This window comes from Arthrobacter sp. KBS0703 (genome assembly GCF_002008315.2).
In the GTDB taxonomy this organism is placed as follows: domain Bacteria; phylum Actinomycetota; class Actinomycetes; order Actinomycetales; family Micrococcaceae; genus Arthrobacter.
This window is the reverse complement of the sequence record NZ_MVDG02000001.1, coordinates 2583232-2603392: the sequence shown is the minus strand read 5'-3', so window position 1 is coordinate 2603392 and position 20161 is coordinate 2583232. Positions and strand designations below refer to the sequence as shown.

General features: G+C 67.5%; 15 protein-coding genes and 3 pseudogenes. 11 read left to right on the top strand and 7 right to left on the bottom strand.

Going from position 1 to position 20161, the window contains the following annotated elements; all coding sequences use genetic code 11:
• Positions 1-50 precede the first annotated feature (50 nt).
• The 4 genes from B1A87_RS12175 to B1A87_RS12160 all read left to right on the top strand — a co-directional run bounded on the left by B1A87_RS12175 (position 51) and on the right by B1A87_RS12160 (position 3661).
• Positions 51-422: a DUF3499 domain-containing protein gene (locus B1A87_RS12175; RefSeq protein ID WP_313902475.1), complete on the top strand. Its 372-nt coding sequence runs from the start codon at positions 51-53 to the stop codon at positions 420-422.
• Between the two features lie 58 nt (positions 423-480).
• Positions 481-717 (top strand): Trm112 family protein, encoded by a 237-nt coding sequence (locus tag B1A87_RS12170; protein WP_078030097.1) that lies wholly within the window; start codon positions 481-483, stop codon positions 715-717.
• Positions 718-769: 52 nt separating this feature from the next.
• Positions 770-2257 (top strand): adenosylhomocysteinase, encoded by a 1488-nt coding sequence (gene ahcY / locus B1A87_RS12165; RefSeq protein WP_078030096.1) that lies wholly within the window; start codon positions 770-772, stop codon positions 2255-2257.
• Positions 2258-2428: 171 nt separating this feature from the next.
• Entirely contained in the window at positions 2429-3661 is a 1233-nt protein-coding gene (locus B1A87_RS12160) for an Ig-like domain-containing protein (RefSeq protein WP_078030095.1), read from the top strand.
• Here B1A87_RS12160 and B1A87_RS12155 read toward each other — a convergent pair.
• Positions 3658-4479: an RDD family protein gene (locus B1A87_RS12155; RefSeq protein WP_078030094.1), complete on the bottom strand. Its 822-nt coding sequence runs from the start codon at positions 4477-4479 to the stop codon at positions 3658-3660. The two genes, B1A87_RS12160 and B1A87_RS12155, sit on opposite strands and share 4 nt — an antisense overlap.
• 70 nt (positions 4480-4549) lie before the next feature.
• Between B1A87_RS12155 and B1A87_RS12150 the strand changes: the two genes are divergently transcribed.
• Both B1A87_RS12150 and B1A87_RS12145 read left to right on the top strand, forming a co-directional pair.
• Positions 4550-5542, top strand: coding sequence for a stage II sporulation protein M (locus B1A87_RS12150; protein WP_185982309.1), 993 nt, complete (start codon positions 4550-4552; stop codon positions 5540-5542).
• Positions 5543-5955: 413 nt separating this feature from the next.
• Entirely contained in the window at positions 5956-6858 is a 903-nt protein-coding gene (locus tag B1A87_RS12145) for a TIGR01906 family membrane protein (protein WP_395940249.1), read from the top strand.
• Positions 6859-6921: 63 nt separating this feature from the next.
• Here the strand turns inward: B1A87_RS12145 and B1A87_RS12140 are convergent.
• Positions 6922-8629, bottom strand: a pseudogene (locus tag B1A87_RS12140) (dolichyl-phosphate-mannose--protein mannosyltransferase).
• 177 nt (positions 8630-8806) lie between these two features.
• Between B1A87_RS12140 and rsmI the strand changes: the two are divergent.
• Positions 8807-9628 carry a 16S rRNA (cytidine(1402)-2'-O)-methyltransferase gene (gene rsmI, locus B1A87_RS12135; RefSeq protein ID WP_260681049.1) on the top strand — a complete coding sequence of 274 codons (822 nt, stop codon included), beginning with the start codon at positions 8807-8809 and terminating at the stop codon, positions 9626-9628.
• A gap of 151 nt (positions 9629-9779) precedes the next feature.
• A complete protein-coding gene (locus B1A87_RS12130) occupies positions 9780-11339 on the top strand; it encodes an NAD-dependent succinate-semialdehyde dehydrogenase (RefSeq protein ID WP_395940248.1) in 1560 nt (519 codons plus the stop codon).
• A 29-nt stretch (positions 11340-11368) separates the two neighbouring features.
• On the opposite strand, the gene B1A87_RS23890 is transcribed toward B1A87_RS12130, so the two are convergent.
• From B1A87_RS23890 to B1A87_RS12115, 5 genes and pseudogenes are all read right to left on the bottom strand, one after another.
• On the bottom strand, positions 11369-11542 hold the full coding sequence (locus tag B1A87_RS23890) for a hypothetical protein (RefSeq protein WP_260681085.1): 174 nt from the start codon (positions 11540-11542) through the stop codon (positions 11369-11371).
• The gene (locus B1A87_RS23885) at positions 11509-11847 is read right to left on the bottom strand and encodes a hypothetical protein (protein WP_260680812.1); all 339 of its coding nucleotides are present in this window, start codon (positions 11845-11847) and stop codon (positions 11509-11511) included. Before B1A87_RS23885 ends, B1A87_RS23890 begins: the two co-directional genes overlap by 34 nt.
• 431 nt (positions 11848-12278) lie before the next feature.
• A pseudogene (locus tag B1A87_RS23880) lies at positions 12279-13751 on the bottom strand (DUF3488 and transglutaminase-like domain-containing protein); the annotation flags it as partial.
• Between the two features lie 176 nt (positions 13752-13927).
• Positions 13928-15353, bottom strand: a pseudogene (locus B1A87_RS12120) (DUF58 domain-containing protein).
• 14 nt (positions 15354-15367) lie between these two features.
• Positions 15368-16519, bottom strand: a complete 1152-nt coding sequence (locus B1A87_RS12115; RefSeq protein WP_078030087.1) for a MoxR family ATPase — start codon at positions 16517-16519, stop codon at positions 15368-15370.
• 183 nt (positions 16520-16702) lie between these two features.
• Here B1A87_RS12115 and B1A87_RS12110 point away from each other — a divergent pair, with 183 nt between their 5' ends.
• The 3 genes from B1A87_RS12110 (at position 16703) to rsmA (ending at position 20075) form a co-directional block, all read left to right on the top strand.
• Complete coding sequence (locus B1A87_RS12110; RefSeq protein ID WP_078030086.1) at positions 16703-17590, top strand: TatD family hydrolase; 888 nt, start codon at positions 16703-16705, stop codon at positions 17588-17590.
• 294 nt (positions 17591-17884) lie between these two features.
• On the top strand, positions 17885-19033 hold the full coding sequence (locus tag B1A87_RS12105; RefSeq protein WP_078030085.1) for a resuscitation-promoting factor: 1149 nt from the start codon (positions 17885-17887) through the stop codon (positions 19031-19033).
• A gap of 154 nt (positions 19034-19187) precedes the next feature.
• Positions 19188-20075, top strand: a complete 888-nt coding sequence (gene rsmA, locus B1A87_RS12100; protein WP_078030084.1) for a 16S rRNA (adenine(1518)-N(6)/adenine(1519)-N(6))-dimethyltransferase RsmA — start codon at positions 19188-19190, stop codon at positions 20073-20075.
• Positions 20076-20161: the final 86 nt, after the last annotated feature.

The following is a 20161-nucleotide window of genomic DNA, read 5'->3' as shown; positions in this document are numbered from 1 at the left end:
TCGTGGGTGCTATCCGTCAATGTTCCAGGTCAGCCTGCCGCCAGTCCGCGGTGGCAACTTTGACGTACGTCTACGCAGATTCCACGGCGGTCCTCGGACCGCTGGCCACCTACGCGGAGCCGCATTGTTACGATCTCTGCGAGCAGCATGCCGGCTCCCTGACCGTGCCGCGGGGCTGGGAAGTCCTGCGCCTAGCGATGCCGTCGCAGCGGCCACAGCCCGGCCCGGATGACTTGCTGGCGCTGGCCGACGCCGTGCGCGAGGCGGCCTCCCGGCCAGATGTGTATAAGAGACAGGACAGCCCCTGCGCAAGGGCAGCGCGGCACGCATTCAGCGCTCGAGGCGCCCGCCAGCACGGAGGGTGCCCGCCGGGGCCATCTGCGTGTCCTGCGCGAACCGTCCTGACGCCGAACTGGCGGTAGGCTGGGAGCTGCAAATCCGTCAGCCACAGCGCGCCGCGCCCAGCAGGGAGCAACCATCATGCCAAAGATCAGTCCTGAACTGTTGTCCGTCCTGCGGTGCCCGGTCACCGGATCGGCCCTGACCCAGGAAGGCGAGGAGCTCGTCTCAACCGCCCCGGCAGACAATGGCGAACCGATGCGCTACGCCATTGAAGACGGCATTCCCCTGCTCCTTCCCCCCGAACTCGTCGCCGCGGCCAACGCTGCCCGTTCGGACCAGCACGACGGCCCCGCGACGGCCGCACCCACCGCCTAAACTCCCGCCCGCACCGCAGAAGCCACGACGCCGGATACAGCAAAGGATTCCCATGACTCTCGATTACAAGGTTGCCGACATCTCCCTGGCCGAGGCCGGACGCCACCAGATCCGCCTCGCCGAGCACGAAATGCCCGGACTGATGTCCCTGCGCCGGGAATTCGGGCCCAGCCAGCCGCTGAAGGGCGCACGCATCGCGGGTTCGCTGCACATGACCGTGCAGACGGCCGTCCTCATCGAGACCCTGACCGCGCTCGGCGCCGAGGTCCGCTGGGCATCCTGCAACATCTTCTCCACCCAGGACGAGGCCGCGGCCGCCGTCGTGGTCGGCAAGGGCACCGTCGAGGACCCGCAGGGTGTTCCGGTCTTCGCCTGGAAGGGCGAGACCCTCGAGGAATACTGGTGGACTGCCGAGCAGATCCTCACCTGGCCGGGCGCCGACACGAACCCCGAGCTGGGGCCGAACATGATTCTCGACGACGGCGGCGACGCCACGCTGCTGGTGCACCGCGGTGTCGAGTTCGAGGCTGCCGGCGCCGTTCCGGCCGCCGGGGCCAACGATCCCGAGGAATACGGCATCGTCCTTGACCTCCTGCGCCGGACCCTGGCCGAGGACCCGAAGAAGTGGACACGCCTCGCCGCAGGAATCCACGGCGTCAGCGAGGAAACCACCACCGGCGTGCACCGCCTCTACCAGCTGGCCGAGCAAGGCAAGCTGCTCTTCCCCGCCATCAACGTCAACGACTCCGTGACCAAGAGCAAGTTCGACAACAAATACGGGATCCGTCACTCGCTGCCGGACGGCCTCAACCGGGCCACCGACGTCCTGATCGGCGGCAAGGTCGCCGTCGTCTGCGGTTACGGCGACGTCGGAAAGGGCGCCGCCGAGGCGCTCCGCGGCCAGGGCGCCCGGGTGATCGTCACCGAGATCGATCCCATCTGTGCGCTGCAGGCGGCCATGGACGGCTACCAGGTGGCAAAGCTTGAGACTGTTCTGGCGCAGGGTGACATCTTCATCACCACCACGGGCAACAAGGACGTCATCATGGCCGAGCACATGGTCGGGATGAAGAACAAGGCCATCGTGGGCAACATCGGCCACTTCGACAACGAGATCGACATGGCGGGCCTCGGCCGGGTTCCCGGCATCAGGAAGGTCGAAATCAAGCCCCAGGTCCACGAATGGGTCTTCGAAGGCGACGCCGCGGACGGCGCCGAAGCACGGTCCATCATCGTCCTCTCCGAGGGACGGCTCCTGAACCTGGGCAACGCGACCGGCCACCCGTCGTTCGTCATGAGCAACTCCTTCGCGAACCAGACGATCGCCCAGATCGAGCTGTTCACGAAGAAGGACCAGCCTGCGGGCGCGAGGGAATACGACAACCAGGTCTATGTCCTGCCGAAGATCCTCGACGAGAAGGTGGCCCGGCTGCACCTCGGTGCGCTGGGCGTAGAACTGACCGGGCTGTCCAAGGACCAGGCTGACTACCTCGACGTGGACGTGGCCGGTCCGTACAAGCCCGAGCACTACCGCTACTAGGCGCTGGCACCGGACGCCCCGGAGGGCGGCGCCGGGTGTGCCATGCCCCCGCCCGCATGGCCCGGGCGGGGTGTTGCCCTGCCGTGCGATAAAATTGACTGGTCAGCGTTACTGCTGGGCACACGGACGGACGCCGACGGGCGGCCCGGCGGGGGACATGGAGAATCTGTCATGACGGATAAGAACACGCGGAAGATCGGCAAGATCCTCGCCGTCGTGGCGCTCTGCGCTGCGGTTGCCGCAGGAGGAATCGGTGTCGCCACCGCGCCGGGCTGGGCAAACCCCGCGCCCGAATCCGAGGCTTCCACGCCCGTCCGCAATGAGCCCGGACTGGCCGCCCCCGTGGTCAAGGCCGTCGAACTGGGTGTCACGCCCACGGACGGCGCCAAGGGCGTCAACCCGGCGGTGGCACCATCGGTGAAGGCCGTAAACGGACTCGTCAAGGACGTGGTGCTGGCGCCCACTTCGGGCGGAGCGCCGGTCAAGGGCACGGTGAGTGCCGACGGCAGCACGTGGACCACCCTGGACCCGCTGCTCTTCAACACGGCCTACTGCTACAGTTTCACGATCGTGGATGAGGCGGGCCGGGAAACCAAGAGGAGCCAGACCTTCCACACGGTTGAAAGCGCCAACGAGGCGGACGCCGCCGTCTATCCGGAGAACGGCTCCACCGTCGGGGCGGGGCAGCCCATCGACATCGTCTTCAGCGAACCTGTGGCCAACAAGGCCGCCGTGGAGAAGGCAGTGAAGATCACCGTTTCCTCCAAGCAGCCCGTGGCCTGGCACTGGTACTCGGACCAGCGCGCCCGCATCCGGCCAGAGAAGTTCTGGGCGTCCAACAGCCGGGTCAGCCTGGACATGAAGCTCTTCGGCGTCGACTTCGGCAACAAGATGATCGGCAACTTCAATGCCAAGGTGCAGTTCAAGGTCGGCACGCAGCGCCTGGCGGTCGTGGACGACATCACCAAGACCATGAAGGTCTATTTCGACGGCAAGCTCGTCAAGACTGCTCCCGTCACTCTGGGCAATCCCGAATGGCGGTCACCCACGGGTTACGCCGTCATCCTGCAGCAGGAACGGCGTTCCAAGTTCAACGCCGGCAGCATCGGCCTCAAGCCGGGGGACAAAGGCTACTACCCGCCGCTCACCGTGGAGTACGCCAACAGGCTCACGTGGTCCGGTGTCTACGTCCACCAGGCCCTTGAGTCTGCGTGGAGCTACGTGGGGGTCTCCAACGTGTCGCACGGCTGCGTGGGGCTGCTGCCCGCGGACGCCGTGTGGTTCTTCAACAACATGAAGACAGGGGACGTGGTCCAGGTCCTCAACACCGGCGCGGCGGCCGTCGAGCCGCTCGAAGGCTACGGTGACTGGAACATCCCCTGGGCGCAGTACGCCAAACGTTAGCCCGCGGGGGTGTCCCGGCCGGCGCTGAAGGGGAGGCGGTGGAGGCGTTCGCCGATCCTGCCGCTCTGTTTCCTGGCTTGCTCGAGGCGCCGGAGCTCGCGGCTGCGGCGCTCGGCAAGGACCGCCGCAAGGTAATCGTCGGGAGTCGTGCCGGACGGCGGAGCCGGGGCCACGAAGGCGGCCACTTCCGATGCAAGGGACGCTGCCATTCCGCTGCGTGACAGCGGAGACATCCGTGGTGCCTGCCGGACGAACTGTGCCGCGCGGCGGCCCAGGGCATCCGGGATCCGGCCAATGTCCGCCGCGGCCGCCCAGGCGTGAAGATACCGCGGGGTGACCGCCACGACCGGCGGCTCCACCGGGACGCGTCGGCGCAGCGAATATGTTCCGGCCACAATGTCGCCGAGCCGCCGCGACCTGTCATCGAACAGGGCAACGACAATCGCGATTCCGCCGAACGTCAGGTAGATCTCCAGGAAGCCAATCAATGCCCGGATGACCGCGTGGCGGAAGCGGATCGCCCCGCCGTCGTCCCGCACGATCCGCATCCCGGCGGCCAGCTTTCCGAGCGAAAGGCCCCGGGTCAGAGTTTCCACGGCCGCAGGAACAATGACGAGACAGAACACCACGCTGACCAGGATGAGCGCCTGCACGGCAGCCTGGTCCAATTCATCGCCCGCGGCGGCCACTGCCAGCAGGATCCCCACCAGCAATGCGGTATGCGCCAGGACGTCAAGCAGCAGCCCCATGGCGCGGGCCGCAAAGGACGCCGGGCGCAGTTCAAGGACAACTGCCTCGCCTGTGATGAGTGGACTCAATTCGTGCCCCTTACCTCGTGCGGCCTAGCGGTCGCCTAAAGTCTAGTTCGCGGCAGGTTAGGGTAGTGGCGTGGACATGGATGCCTTCTCCGCCGTCAACTCGGACACGTGGTCGAGACTGCATTTCCTCGCGCACAAGCGGCGTCTCAGCGGCGCTGACGCCGACGAACTCTTGCGCCTCTACCAGGCGACTTCCGCACACCTGTCCCTGCTGCGGTCCACCGGCGCAGAAAGCGGTCTCTCGGCGTCGCTATCGGCCACGCTTGCGCAGGCGCGCACGCGATTCACCGGCGCACGGTCGAATTTCCTGGCGGACCTTGCGAAGTTCTTCGTCGTCTCCCTGCCCGCCGCCTTGTTCCGAATCCGCTGGCTGACGCTTGCCTGCGGAATCGTGTTCTGCATCATCGGCTGCGCATATGCCTGGTGGATCGGAACGTCCCCCGAGGCCCTGCGGGCCGTTGCGTCGGAGGACGAGGTCCGGCGGTATGTGGAGGAGGACTTCATCGACTACTACTCGGAGAACCCGGCCGCCTCGTTCGCAGGGGCTGTGTGGACCAACAACGCCTGGATCAGTGCGCAGGCGGTGGCTCTGGGCATCACCGGATTCTGGGTCCCCATGATCCTGCTTTCCAATGCGCAGGGGGTGGGAGTGGCTGCCGGCATCTTCGCCGCGGTGGGAAAGGCGGACGTCTTCTTCAGCTACATCCTGCCGCACGGACTGATGGAACTGACGGCGGTCTTCGTGGCATGTGCCGCGGGACTGAGGATCTTCTGGGCGATGGTGTCGCCGGGTCCGCGGACCAGGTCCCGCGCCGTGGCCGCTGAGGGGCGTTCCATGATTACCGTGGCCCTGGGACTGGTCCTGGTGCTGTTGGTGTCGGGACTGGTGGAGGGCTTCGTTACGCCCAGCGACCTGCCGGTGTGGGGGAAGATCAGCATTGGCGGGGCCGTGCTGGTCGCCTTCTGGCTATACATACTCGTCTGCGGCGGCAGGGCATACCGGGCCGGGGCGAGGGGCGACCTTGACGCCCAAGACGCCGGCTACGGAGAAATAGCCGCGTGATTCCCGCGGGACGCGGGGTGGCATCTCGCGGTGCCGGAGCGCCTGACGGTAGGCTCTTCAGGAGATACACAGCGCTGCCTGGGCCCGACCCGGAGCGCGGACGCCTACGGAAGTGAAGCTGCAGTGAACGACAATACTCCGACCCCGTCCAGACGGCTCGATCCGCAGCTGGATCCGGCCAATGAGCCGGCCATTGATCCTGCCGGCGATTCCGATGCGCCTGCGTTTGACTGGATGAAGCCGGCACCCGCACCGCGGGAGACCGCCGCAGGCACGGAGCGCCCCTCTGAGGACGGCGATTCCGCCGCCCAGCCCGGCAGCCGCGCGGACCGCAAGGCGGCGGTAGCGGCTGCTGCGGACACTGTCTCTTATACACATCTAGATGTGTATAAGAGACGCCGCTGGGCCAGCAGATGCCGCAGCGTCCACCGTCCCCCGCCCGCGGCGCCTGTCTCTTATACACATCTCCCCTGCCCACCTCCGCGCTCCAGATGCGTCCGCCGCGCGAGGACGTGGAGCGACGCAACGCCGAACGCGAACAGGCAGCGAACGCCAAGCCGGTGCTGCCGCGGATCCTGCAGGTCCTGTTGGCAGTCTTCTACCCGGTGATCCTCCTTGTCCTGGCCGTGCGCGCCGTGACCAGCCCGCTCTTCCTGTGGGTCGAGTACCACCGGCCGGGTTTCCCGGGCGATGGCTATGGCTTCAACGCCGACGACCGCATGACCTACGGTTCCTACGCCGTGGACTACCTGAGCAACTGGTCGGGCCCGCGCTACTTGGGCGAACTGGTCAACCGCAGCGGCGACAAGCTGTTCAAGGACGGCGAAGTTAGCCACATGGCCGACGTCAAGCTCGTGATCCTCTCGACTTTCGGCGCCGGAGCACTCCTGGCGCTCATCAGCATCGCGGCTGTCATTTACCTGCGCCGCCGCACCCAAGGCGGCGTCCGCCGCGGGCTGTTCGCCGGTTCCGTCGTCACCCTGGTCATCATCTTGGGCCTCGGCACGCTGGCCGCGCTCGGCTGGCAGCAGTTCTTCACGGAATTCCACCGCATCTTCTTCGCCAACGGCTCCTGGACGTTTGCCCTGGAAGACACGCTGATCCGGCTCTTCCCGGGGCAGTTCTGGATCGACGCCGGCATCGTCATCGCGGCACTCGTCCTGGTCACCGCCGTCGTGACCCTGGTTCTGACCTGGCCGACCCGCCGGCGCCGCGGATTGCCCAAGCCCGTCAAGAAGGACGGCAAGGAAGACGCCGGAGAAGCCGGCACGGACGAAGACGCCGAAGCCGGTGCGGACCAGCCCTCCCGGCTGTAACCGCGACGGCGTACGCCGGCCTGTGCCTCAGATCCGGCCCGTGCGTCAGATCCGGATCGTGCCTCAGATCCAGGAGGGCATCCACATCCTGACGCGCCAGTCCTGGTACGAAATGATCTCGGCTGTCCAGACCGGATAGAAGAAAGCCGAGAGCAGCACGGCGCCCACAACAAACAGGGCAACGCCGTACAGCCCCGACCGCCTGCGCCACAGCGGGTCTGTCCTGCGCCCCAGCACCAGGCCCAGGCAGTAGACCAGGGCGAGGATCAGGTACGGCTCAAAGGAAACGGCGTAGAAGAAGAACATGGTGCGTTCCGGGTACAGGAACCAGGGCAGGTACCCCGACCCGACGGCTGCCAGAATGGCACCTGCCCGCCAGTCGCGGCGTCCCGCCCACCAGAACAGCAGGACCACCAGGGAGACGGCCGCGCCCCACCAGATCAGCGGGTTCCCCACGGACAGGATGGCCGACGTGCAGTTGGAAAAGTCGCAGCCGGGCGTGCCCTGCTTCGGGGATTCATAGAAGAAGGACGTGGGCCTGCCCATGACAAGCCAGCTCCAGGCGCTGGCCTCGTACGGGTGTTCGGAGCTGAGCCCCTGATGGAACTTGAAGGCCTCAAGGTGGTAGTGCGCCAGGGACCGGACCGCGTCCGGCAGCCAGCCCCATACCGCGCTCGGATTCGAGGCGGCCCATTGCCGGTAGTAGGCATCCGTGGACCGGAACCACCCGGTCCAGGTGGCGGCGTACGTCACCGCGGCCACGGGGACGATGCTCGCGAACGCCAGGATGCCGTCCTTGATGATGCCGGCGCTGGTCCAGCCGCGGATGCCGGCGATCCGGCGGGCACTCAGGTCCCAGAAGACCGTCAGGAGACCGAACCCCGCCACGAAGAAGAGGCCCGACCACTTGGTTCCCACGGCCAGGCCCAGGCCTGTCTCTTATACACATCTAGATGTGTATAAGAGACAGGGGCCGGACAGCAGCTGGAGGGGCGACGGACGCCCGGCCGGGGTGGCGGCTGCCTGCCGGGCGAGCCTGTGTATAAGAGACAGGGCGCCGGCCGTCGTCGCGGTCCATCAGCAGCGCCCCGAAGGCGGCCAGGATCCAGAACGTCAGGAAGATATCCAGCAACGACGTGCGTGACATCACCAGGTGATGCCCGTCAACGGCCAGCAGCAGCCCCGCCAGCGCCCCCAGAATGACGGAACTGAAGAGCTTCTGGGCGATCAGGGCGAGCAGCGCGATGGACAGCGTTCCCGTCAGCGCCGCTCCAAAGCGCCAGCCCACCGGATTGTCCGGTCCGAATAGCCACATGCCGGCGGCGATCATCCATTTGCCCACGGGAGGGTGGACCACGTACTCGGGCGTGTTCAGGAGCACGCCGGGATTGCCTGCGATGAACGAGTCGTTCGCCTTCTCCGGCCAGTTCCGCTCATAGCCGCTCACCAGCAGGGAGTAGGCGTCCTTGACGTAGTACGTTTCGTCGAACACCAGGGCGCGGGGGACGTCCAGGCGGACGAACCGGAGGACACCGCCCACGGCGGCGGTCAGGGCTGGAACCAGCCAGAACCAGAGCCTGAGCGACGGCGGGTAGTCCCGCCAGGTGCGGATGCCGCCGAGCAGCCGAAGGGTAAGGGCTTCAGCGGTGAACGCTTCCGTGGGGCGGCTGATCCAGCGGACCCCTCCCGGCTTGCCGCCCGAAGGTTCCGAGGCTGAATCCGGTGTGCTGGCTGATCCGGCCACGTCAGGCCGCACGGAGGTCTGTGTCACCTGCCCATGCTACCTTTCGCCCCCCACGGTCAGCTGACGCCCGGCTATGTGCCCGCTGAAGGTTCCGGCCGGCAGTAGGCTGGACCTGTGGACCAAGACCCGAGCAATGCCCAGACCAGCAGTTCCGAACCGCCTGCAAGCTCGGGGCAGGACGTCACCGCCGGCGGTCCCGGACGAATTGTCCTGGCGGCCACGCCCATCGGCAACGTCGGCGACGCGTCCGCGCGGCTCATCGAGCTGCTGTCCTCCGCTGACATCGTCGCCGCCGAGGACACCAGGCGCCTGCACCGGCTGGTCCAGAGCCTGGACGTCACCGTCGCCGGCCGCGTCATCAGCTACCACGAGCACAACGAAGCCACCAAGACAGCGGAGCTGCTGGAGCAGGTCCGCACAGGGAAAACGCTGGTCATGGTCACCGACGCCGGGATGCCTTCGGTTTCCGATCCCGGCTTCCGGCTCGTCGAAGGGGCAGTAGCCGCGGGGCTCACTGTCACGGCCGTTCCCGGACCCTCCGCCGTGCTCACGGCACTGGCACTCTCCGGACTTCCCACGGACCGCTTCTGCTTCGAGGGATTCCTGCCGCGGAAGGCCGGTGAACGCGCGTCGCGGCTGGCGGATCTCGACGCCGAGCGCCGCACCATGGTCTTCTTCGAGGCGCCGCACCGGCTCGAGGTCATGCTGCGGGCGCTGCACGAGCGCTTCGGGCCGGACCGTAAGGCGGCGGTCTGCCGTGAGCTGACCAAGACTTATGAGGAGGTCATCCGCGGCTCCCTGCGCGAACTTCTGCAGTGGGCGGAAAGCAGCGAGGTCCGGGGGGAGATCGCCGTCGTCGTGGGAGGCGCGCCGGAACGGGCCCCCGGGACACCGGAGGATAGCGTGGCGGCCGTCAATGAACTGGTTTCGCAGGGCATCCGGCTCAAGGATGCCGTGGCCGCCGTGGCCGAAGAGGCCCGCGTCAGCAAGCGCGAGCTCTATGCCGCGGTGCTCGCTGCCAGGTAATTTCCCGCCCGGTTTCGGGCGGGGGCCGGGCTGTGCAGTTGCACAGCGGATGACCGTATGTGTAGTGCGTGCATGCGTAGACACTGGCGAGACGCGGGCAGTAGCGTGGCTTTAAACCGGCCAAGGTTCCGGCAGGGCCGCACGCGGCCAGATGCCGGATGCCGGAGCTGCACACAAACCCGCAACCCGAATTGCTGACGAGGGAGTCACCGTGTCTGTAAATACACAGTCCACTGTTACCGCAGAACGTGAAAGCGAACTGCTCGCATCTGTTCCCACCGGCCTGCTCATCAATGGTGAGTGGCGTCCGGCGGCGTCAGGCAAAACCTTCGACGTCGAAGACCCCTCAACCGGCAAAGTGCTGCTGAGCATCGCCGATGCCTCCGCCGAAGACGGGATGGCCGCCCTTGATGCCGCCGCGGCCGCGCAGGATTCCTGGGCCAAGGTGCCCGCGCGCGAGCGCGGCGAGATCCTGCGCCGGGCATTTGAGCTGGTCACCGAGCGCGCGGAGGACTTCGCACTGCTCATGACCCTGGAGATGGGCAAACCGCTGGCCGAGGCCCGCGGCGAGGTCACCTACGGTGCTGAATTCCTGCGCTGGTTCTCCGAGGAATCAGTCCGGGCTTTCGGCCGCTACTCGGTCTCGCCGGAGGGCAAGACCCGCCTGCTCGTGCAGAAGAAGCCCGTTGGACCCTCGCTGCTGATCACGCCGTGGAACTTCCCGCTGGCCATGGCCACGCGCAAGGTGGCCCCTGCCGTGGCCGCCGGCTGCACCATGGTGCTCAAGTCCGCCAACCTCACTCCGCTGACCTCCCAGTTGTTCGCCGCCGTCATGCTGGAAGCCGGCCTGCCCGCCGGTGTCCTCAACGTCATCCCCACGTCCACCGCCGGTGCCACCACGGGGCCGCTGATCAAGGACGCCCGGCTGCGCAAACTGTCCTTCACCGGCTCCACCGAGGTGGGCCGACGCCTCCTGTCCGACGCCTCGGAGAATGTCCTGCGGACCTCGATGGAACTTGGCGGCAATGCCCCGTTTGTCGTGTTCGAGGACGCCGATGTCGATGCCGCCGTCGCCGGTGCCATGATCGCGAAACTGCGCAACATGGGCGAGGCCTGCACCGCTGCGAACCGGTTCATCGTGCACGAATCCGTTGCCGACGAGTTTGCCGAGAAGTTCGCGGCCAAGATGGCGGACATGACCACCGCCCGCGGCACCGAGCCCGAGTCCAAGGTGGGCCCGCTGATCGACGCCAAGAGCCGGGACAAGGTTCACGAGCTGGTCAGCGATGCCCTCGCCTCCGGCGCCACCGCCGTTGTCGGCGGAGCTCCCGTGGACGGGCCGGGCTACTTCTACCAGCCCACGATCCTCAAGGGCGTCACCGAGGGCACCCGGATCCTGTCCGAGGAAATCTTCGGACCCGTCGCGCCGATCATCACGTTCTCCTCCGAGGACGAGGCCGTCCGCCTGGCCAACAACACCGAATACGGCCTGGTGGCCTACGTCTTCACGAGGGACCTCAACCGCGGTATCCGGATGGGCGAGCGCCTCGAAACCGGCATGCTCGGCCTGAACGCGGGCGTCGTCTCCAACGCGGCTGCGCCGTTCGGCGGCGTCAAGCAGTCCGGGCTGGGACGTGAAGGCGGACTCGAAGGCATCGAGGAGTACCTTTACACCCAGTACATCGGCATCGCCGACCCCTACGCCGGCTAGCCTTCGCGCAACCGCCGTACGCCTGTCTCTTATACACATCTAGATGTGTATAAGAGACAGGCCCTGCTTCGGGCAGCCACACCGCGCACCGCGCGGAAGGGCGCTCCGGCGATCCGAGCCCAGCGGGACATCACCGACGGCGGCAGCCAGTCCGCGCGGAGCCGCGACATCACTCCTGCGTTGCGGCGCAGTGCCTCCCGCACCAGGGCGATCTGTTGCGCCGGTGTTTGTTCCGCCGTGGTTTGGCGGCCCTCGCCGGCCGAGCCAGCATGCCCGTTACCGGGCCGCCATACTGGTGCCGCTCGAAGTCTCCCGTCAGGGTGATCACCGCGCGGTGCCCGGCGTCGACGGCCCCGGCGTCGGTGGCCCCGGAGCCGGGAGTCCCGGCGTCCACGGTCCCGGCGGATGCGGCACCTTCCGGTTTCCGGCCGTCGTCCCGGTCGAGGGCCGACGAGCCGCGGAGCCGCGCACAAAAACTCCTGGGTGTTTCACTGGCCGCCGGCGGCACGCCGTAATCCTCGGCCAGGTCCAGCAACTCTGCCCAGGCGAGCGGCACCGCGTCCCGGCCGTTCCTCGCGGCGGCCGGCCTCCGGAGGCGCCGGGCGCGGATGCTGCTGCGTACACATCTAGATGTGTATAAGAGACAGCGGCAACCAAGACCAGCACCAGAGCCGCGGCAGCGCCGAAGAGCAGAGGCGCCAGCTGGCTTCCGGTGTCGGCTTCGCCCGCTCCCGGCAGGGGGAGAGGCGGCGTTTCCGGGGCAGCCGGCGGTGTTGCCCCGCCGGTCGGCAGGAGGCCGTCGTTGTTCCCGTCATTCGTGCTGGCGCCTCCGGAGGAGGGATCCTGGGCATAAGGCGGCACCACGCCACGTGAGGGTGTGGGCTCGAACTGAACCCAGCCCAGGCCCTGGAAGTACAGCTCCGGCCACGCGTGGGCATCCCTGGCATCGACCTCGAACTCGGGGAGCGCGCCCTGGCCCGCGACGGACACCGTTTCCCCGGTCAGCCGGCCGGGCGCGTAGCCCACGGCGATCCTGCTGGGGATGCCCTCGACCCGGGCCATCACGGCCATGGCCGAGGCGAAGTGGATGCAGTATCCGCTCTTCTGGGTCAGGAAATCGGCCAGCACAGACAGCCCGTTGCCGTCATAGCCGCCCTGGACCGGTGATTCCAGTGAATAGGTGAAGTCACCGGCACGCAGGTACCGCTGGATTGCCATCGCCTTTGCGTAGGCCGTCGCGCTGTTTCGGGTCACGGCATCGGCAGTGGTGCGGACAATTTCCGGCAGGTTGGCCGGTGGCCTGAGGAACTCGTCCGGAACCCCCTGGACCGGCGCGGAGGACTCGTTCAGCAGCTCCGTGGTCAGCTTGGGGGTGGAGGACACGACGAGGTACTGCTGGTTCCTGGAGTTGGTGTCGGTGCCTTTGATGGTCAGCGTGGCGGGGTCCCAGCTCCACCGGCCCGTGAGCCCGTTGACGGCTTCCGGCGCGTAGGGCGCGGGGAGGTAGGGGCTGGTGAAATCCCCGGTGTTGATCGCCGTTATTTGCCGGACCTGCTCCGGAGCGAGAATCTCGTGCCCCACGTCCATCCGCCCGGCACCCGCCCGGCGGGTTGAATCGCGGTCGTCCGGCGACCAGGACTCGCCGTCGAACCGGTCCACCGTGACGGAGCGCAGATACAGCGGCGCGGTGGCATTCGTGGCATAGGTGATGCGGCCGTCACCTGACGGGCTGCGCAGGCTGTTCCCGAGGCTGATCATGGGATTCAGCCCGTTGGAGGAGCCCCAGGGGTTCAGCCGTGACCCCTGGGGGAAGGTGCCCTGGTCAAAGCCCGGGATGACGAGCTGCAACAGCAGGGCTGCCACCAGGGCCACGGATCCGGTGAGGGCGGCGCGTTTGACCTGTCCGGGGTTCCGGGCGGTGTCCGCCTGGGTGCGCGCATCGGGAGCGAACCACTGGCTGCACGCGAGAATGGCGAGGTACCCGGCCGCCGTCCCCAGGAATCCCGCCAGCCCCACGCTCTGCGGCTTGATGATGGCGGGCACCATCAGGACGGCCAAGAGGCCCAGGCCGCTCGTGGCGGGCATGCCCAGGGGCAGGGCCAAAGCGTCCACAAGGATGACGACGAGGCCCAGCGCGGCGCACGTGACCAGGACGATGCCGGCGTTCGGTGCCACCGGAGAGCTTTCAGCCAGCACGGTTTCGCTGGCGCGCTGGAGAAGCCGGCCCAGAGCGGCCATGGTCGTGTCGGAAGGAATGAACCCCGCAATGCTTTCCCGGCGGAAGAAGGTGAACGTCAGGATGAGCACCAGCGATGCCAGGCCACCCAAGGGCACCAGCACCGGCTGCGCCCGGACGGTGCGCAGGACAGCCATCGCCAGGGACACCACCAGGACGGTGGTGAGAACCGGCAAGAACCACGCCCATCCCCGGAGAACACCGTTGAGGGACAGTGCTGCGCCGCAGACGGCGAGCGCAACGGCGCCCGCCATGACCCAGGGGTAGGCGCCGACGCCGCTGCGTTTGGGGCGGGGAGGTTCCGTCCAGGGCGGCCGTGCTTCGGCGCTGACCTGGCGCTGGGGCGTGAGCGTCACCGGGCCACCCCCGCACCGCGCCGGACGTCGGCCGAGGCCGTCCAGCTGTCTCTTATACACATCTGAAGTACGTCCAGGCTGCGGGCAGCGACGTGGCCGCCTCCACCGCCACAGCACGCCAGCCGCCGAGGCGCAGGGCCTCGAGGACGTCGTGGCACTCGGCGGGCCTGTCGGCGACCACCAAGGCGAACGCGTTCGCCGCATAACCCGCCGCCGGCGCCAGGGCACGGGCTGTCTCTTATACACATCTAAGGAGATTTTGCCCAGGACAGCCACGACGGGTCCGCGCATTCGGTGTGCCGCGAGCTTGTCCATGAGCCGGTCGTCGAAAACGGACTGGCCGGAGTCCAAGCCGGTGTGCTCGCGGCGGGCAGCGTCGTGCTCGCGGCGCATGTGGTGCGGACCGGATAACTGGATGGCGGCGAGGCTTTCGGCTACGGACTGCAGGCCGCCGGCGCCGCTGTACTCTTCTGCGTCAGGTTCCGGCGCGGACTGCGAGCGGTGAAAGGCGGGATCGCCCGCCGCGTCAAGGAACCTGAGGGAGTAGTTGCGTTCGGCGAGGTGCGCGCTGACGGACATGGCCGCCGTCACGGCCCATTCGAAGGTGTCACTCGTGACAAGGTCGTCGCCGTCGTCGCTGCCGAAGACCGCGCCGAAGCCCGTGGCAAAGGAGATGAAGCGCTGGTCCAGGATGATCGTGGCCTCAGGCGTGGTGACCGATTCCTCCTGCCTGACCATCAGGGCGCCGTGGCGGGCTGTGGCCGGCCAGTGCACCCGGCGCATCGGGTCGCCATGCCTGTACTCGCGCGTCATGACGTCGTCATCGCTGGGATTGGCCCGCGTGCGGGTCGCCGTGATGCCGTCGTTTCCGCGGGCGCCGGCCAGTCCCGTCGCGGGAAGTTCGACGGCGGCCGGCGTCACGGTGAGCGTGTCGCCGTCGTCGATGGAGTGCCTGTGCAGCGAAAGCCCGAACGGATCCGTGAACTCCGCCGTCACGGGGCCGATGGTGAACTGCCCCCGTTTTCCGGAACGCAGGTGGTACTCGTAACGGCTGGTACCGCCCGAGGCGGACCGGGCGGGGAAACGGAACGCCGGAGATTCGCCGAATCTCGGCGGCAGGCGTTCCTCCATGATGACCCTGCCCACGCCGGTCCCGGTCCGGGCCACGGCCAGCCGGACGGTGGTGATGGAGGCCGTTTCGACCGTCGAGGGGCTGAACTCGCGGTATACCCGGAACCTGGGCTTGACCACCCTGATGCCGGCCAGCGAAATCAGCGGCAGGAGGGTCAGCAGCACGCCGAGCAGCAGGAGGTCCCGGCGGCCCATGACCTGGGCGCAGAGCAGCGAAATCACCCCGGCGGCCAGCAGGCCCCAGCCGCGAGTGCTGAAGAGATGGCGGGGGAGGCTGTCCAGCAGTGCCACGGCGGCGATCCCGGCTAGCGGCTAGGACGCAGTTCGGCTGCCGGCCGCCCCGAGCGGGATCCCGGCTCTCCGGAGCCTGCCGCCTGCCGGTGGGCTTTGGCGGAGTCGGCCATGTCCTGGCTGACGGGCAGCTTGGCCAGGACCCCGCGGATGACGCTCTGCGGGGTCTCACCGGTGCTGGCCGCCTTGCGGTCCAGGATGATCCGGTGCGCCAGCACCGATTCGGCAACGGCAACGACGTCGTCCGGCAGGACGAAGTCCCTGCCGTCCAGCGCCGCTGTTGCCTTGGCCGCACGGAGCAGCTGCAGCATGGAACGGGGGCTGGCGCCGAGGCGGAGCATGGCGCTGTCCCGGGTTGCCCGGCCTACGGCGACTGTGTACTCCTTGACGGATTCAGAGACGAAGACCTGCTGAACCGTGGCGATCATTGCCGCCACGTCTGCCGAGGTGACCACTGCCGTGACGCGCTCCAGCGGCGAGGTGGCCTGGTGGGTCTCCAGCATCTGGATCTCGGACTCTTTGTCCGGATAGCCCATGGAGATACGGGCCATGAAACGGTCCCGCTGCGCTTCCGGCAGCGGGTAGGTCCCCTCCATCTCGATCGGGTTCTGTGTGGCCACCACCATGAACGGCGCGGCGAGTCCGTAGGAGTGCCCATCCACCGTCACCTGGTGCTCCTCCATGCATTCGAGCAGGGCGGACTGCGTCTTTGCGGAGGCGCGGTTGATTTCGTCTCCGATCACGATGTTCGCGAACACGGCGCCGGGCCTGAACTCGAACTGGCGCGAGGACTGGTTGTAGATGGAAACGCCAGTGACGTCGGAGGGAAGCAGGTCAGGCGTGAACTGGATGCGGCTGACGGAACAGTCGATGGTTCGGGCCAGGGTCTTGGCGAGGAGCGTCTTACCCACGCCGGGCACGTCCTCGAGGAGCAGGTGGCCTTGGGCAAGCAGGACCGTGAGCGCCAGCTTCGCGGCCTCAGCCTTGCCGTCGATGACCGTGTTGATGGCTGTCAGGATGCGTTCGCTCGCGGCGCGGAACGCCACGGCATCCAGCGCGGCCGGCTTGTGGCCGTTGAGCTGGTGTCCGCTGTGGGCAGCGCCCCCTGCGAAGCCGTGCCCGCCTTGGATCACTTCGTCGATCGCGGTGCGTCGGTGCGGTTCCATCGGCAACCTTTCAGCCCTGAGTGACGCCCGGAACGGTGCGGCGGAAGTCTGCCGATGCCCGTTGGCGGGCGTTCACATCTTTCCGTACCAGCGTACTAAGACAACTGCCGTGGCTAACAGAGAGTTCCAAGTAATTCTGCGGCCAGTTCCAAGAGGCCAAGCTCCCGCCGCTAGGCTGGAGGGATGCGCCATTCCTTGCCCCCCAGCCCCTATCGCGCGACCGGAAGCGACGGGTCTGGCAAGCAAACCTACCCGCCGGCGCCCGAGCCCCTGCCGGTGCCCGTGATGGACAACCACACGCACCTCGATTTCCCTGGCGACGACGTCCGCGTGGAGGTTGCCGCTGCGCTGGACGCCGCGGAGGCCGTGGGCGTGTGCGGCGCAGTCCAGGTTGGCTGCGACCTCGAATCGTCCAGGTTCACGGTGCGGGCGGTTGATGCGGATGCCCGGCTGCTCGGAGCGGTGGCAATCCACCCGAACGATGCACCTGCCTACGCCCAGCGCGGTGAGCTGGAGGCAGCCCTGACCGAAATCGAAGATCTGGCCGGCCACCCCCGGATCCGCGCCATCGGCGAAACCGGCCTGGACTTCTTCCGCACCGAGGGGGACGGGCTGGCCCACCAGCGGTACTCCTTCCGGCGGCACATCGACATCGCGAAACGGCTGGACCTGACCCTTCAGATCCATGACCGCGACGCCCACAGTGACGTAGTACAGGTCCTGCGGGAGGAGGGCGCGCCGGCACGGGTGGTGTTCCACTGTTTTTCGGGCGATGCGGACCTCGCCCGGATCTGCAACGCCGAAGGCTGGTTCATGTCGTTCGCCGGCACGCTCACCTTCAAGAATGCCGCCAACCTCCGTGCGGCACTGGCCGTGGCGGACCCGGAACTGGTGCTCGTGGAAACAGACTCCCCGTTCCTGACGCCGCATCCGCACCGCGGCCGGCCCAACGCGAGTTACATGGTGCCTTACACCGTCCGGGCCGTGGCCGAATTGACAGGGGCGGACCTCGCCGGTCTGTGCACCGCAATCAGCCGTAATACCGTGCGGGCCTACGGATCCTGGGACTAAGAGGCACGGCTCGCCGCCCCGCTGGCGTGCATACCAGGTAGGCAATAATTTTGGTGGCTTTATAACGCTTCGGTTACAGTGAAAAACTATTAGCCGGGGTCGGGGAAGGCCTCCGGATGATGTCACTCACTTCTTTCAGGCAGGGCGCCTTCGGATGTCCTGCCATGTGAGTGTGGCGGCGCACATGCCTGCTGCAGGCTCCGGGATGGCCCGGAGTCCACCCTAGGGTGATTGCCTCAGGTGCCTCTGTGCGTTTTTCCCCGTGCCCGGACAGCTCAACAGTTACGGGCAATCGTGGTCAACTTCTTCAAGTCGGACGGCAAGTTCAGTTTCGTCAAGGTCGGCACCCAGATGGTGGTGCTCGCGGCACTCGTGCTCGGGCTCGTCGCCTTCGTGGGCAACAACAAGACAGTCACCCTGAATGTTGACGGCAAAGTCAGCTCCGTCCAGACGTTCGGCGGCACAGTGGGCCAGGTGGTCAAGAGCGCCAAGGTTGAGCTCCAGGCAGCCGACCGCGTCTGGCCGTCGGCGGACGCCCGCGTCGAGAACGGCTCCGTCATCAACGTGAACCTGGCCAAGGCCGTGAAGGTGAGCCTCGACGGGGCGGAAAAGACCGTCAGCACCACGGCACCGGACGTGGCCGGGCTCGTGACGCAGCTTGGCGTGGCCAGCGCCTCCGAGATTTCCGTGCCGAAGGACGCCCAGCTGGCCGTCGATGGATCATTCGTGGCCATCTCGACCCCCAAGACGGTGAGCATCATCGCCGACGGCAAGGCAGCCAAGACCACCACGACGGCACCCAACGTCGGAGAAGTACTCAAGGACGCCGGCGTGAAACTGGCAGCGGCAGACCGGTCCTCGCAGCCGGCGAACGCGCCGGTGGTCAACAATATGGTGATCAAGGTTTCCCGTGTTGAGACGGGCAAGACCGCAACCACCACCGAGGAAGTTCCGTTCGACAGGCTGAGCACGGACAGCGCCCAGCTGGCCAAGGGCGAGCAGAAGGTCACCCAGCCCGGCGTCCCGGGCGCGGTCACCAAGACGTACAAGCTGGTGCTCGTTGACGGCCGCGAAGCCTCCCGGACACTGGTCTCCACCACGGCCACCCGGGAGCCGGTCACCGAGAAGGTCACCGTGGGCACCAAGGAAGAGCCGAAGCCGGAAGCGGCCAACACCGGAGCAGCGGCCCCGGCCATGATGAACGTGGCCATGTGGGACAAGATCGCGCAGTGCGAATCGACCGGGAACTGGTCCATCAACAACGGCAACGGCTACTACGGCGGCCTCCAGTTCGACATTCAGACCTGGATCGGCGCCGGCGGCGGAGCCTACGCCCCCAACGCCAGCCTGGCCACGAAGGCGCAGCAGATCGACATCGCCAACCGGGTCTACGCAGAGCGCGGCCTTTCGCCGTGGGGCTGCGGCTGGGCAGCAAGCAGCTAACCAGAAACCTTTAAGCCATCCGGCGCCGCGGCAGCTGACCACAGCTGCGGATCCGCGAAAGGCCGGGTCCGGAACCTCCGGGCCCGGCCTTTGCCGTGCCGCCGCCGTGCCCGCCGTTTCCAGGCGCGGCCGGGCGCCGGGATAGGATACCTAGGTGACTGACCCGACTCCCTCCGCCTCCGGTACTGCGCCAGCCCCCCTATTTGGCGCCTCCGATATCCGCAGGCTGGCCGAGGAAATCGGCGTCCGCCCCACCAAGACCCTCGGCCAGAACTTCGTGATCGACGGCAACACCATCCGCCGGATCGTGGCCGCTGCCGGTATCGGCGCGGAGGAAACCGTCCTGGAAATCGGACCCGGCCTCGGTTCCCTGACTCTCGGCCTGCTGGACGCCGCGAAGTCCGTGGTCGCCGTCGAGATTGATCCCGTCCTGGCGGCCAAGCTCCCGGAAACTGTCCGGCAGTGGCGGCCCGACGCCGCCGGGGAATTCCATCTGGTGCGTGCCGACGCCATGAAAGTCACGGAACTCCCGGCGGAACCCACAGCCCTCGTGGCAAACCTGCCCTACAACGTGGCCGTGCCCGTGGTCCTCCACCTCCTGCAGCACTTCCCGGCGATCCGGCACGGCCTGGTCATGGTGCAGGACGAAGTGGCGGACCGGCTCGCCGCCGGCCCCGGCTCCAAGATCTACGGCGTGCCCTCGGTCAAGGCCGCGTGGTACAGCAGCATGCGCAAGGCCGGCGTCATCGGAATGAACGTGTTCTGGCCGGCACCGAAGATCCAGTCGGGACTTGTGGCCTTCACGCGCCGCGAACCGCCGGTCACCACAGCCACCCGCGAGCAGGTTTTCGCCGTGATCGACGCCGCCTTTGCCCAGCGCCGGAAGACGCTCCGCGCCGCCCTCGCAGGATGGGCGGGGAGCGCTGCCGAAGCGGAGCGCTGCCTCGTCGCAGCGGGGGTGGACCCCACCGCACGCGGCGAAGTCATCGACATCGCAGCGTTCGCCAGGATCGCCGAAGCCCGCCAGGCCGCGGGCGCCTGATGCGCCGAAGCCGGACCCCGGCATCGGCGGCCCGGCCAACGGTGTCCTCTGTAACAGTGTCCCCGGACGACGCCGCCGCGCCCGGG

What these genes read in the sequence shown, in the direction of transcription:
- B1A87_RS12170 (WP_078030097.1), top strand. Translation starts at nt 481, where the DNA reads ATGCCAAAGATCAGTCCTGAACTGTTGTCCGTCCTGCGGTGCCCGGTC.
- ahcY (WP_078030096.1), top strand. Translation starts at nt 770, where the DNA reads ATGACTCTCGATTACAAGGTTGCCGACATCTCCCTGGCCGAGGCCGGA.
- B1A87_RS12160 (WP_078030095.1), top strand. Translation starts at nt 2,429, where the DNA reads ATGACGGATAAGAACACGCGGAAGATCGGCAAGATCCTCGCCGTCGTG.
- B1A87_RS12145 (WP_395940249.1), top strand. Translation starts at nt 5,956, where the DNA reads ATGCCGCAGCGTCCACCGTCCCCCGCCCGCGGCGCCTGTCTCTTATAC.
- B1A87_RS12130 (WP_395940248.1), top strand. Translation starts at nt 9,780, where the DNA reads ATGCCGGATGCCGGAGCTGCACACAAACCCGCAACCCGAATTGCTGAC.
- B1A87_RS12115 (WP_078030087.1), bottom strand. Translation starts at nt 16,519, where the DNA reads ATGGAACCGCACCGACGCACCGCGATCGACGAAGTGATCCAAGGCGGG.
- B1A87_RS12110 (WP_078030086.1), top strand. Translation starts at nt 16,703, where the DNA reads ATGCGCCATTCCTTGCCCCCCAGCCCCTATCGCGCGACCGGAAGCGAC.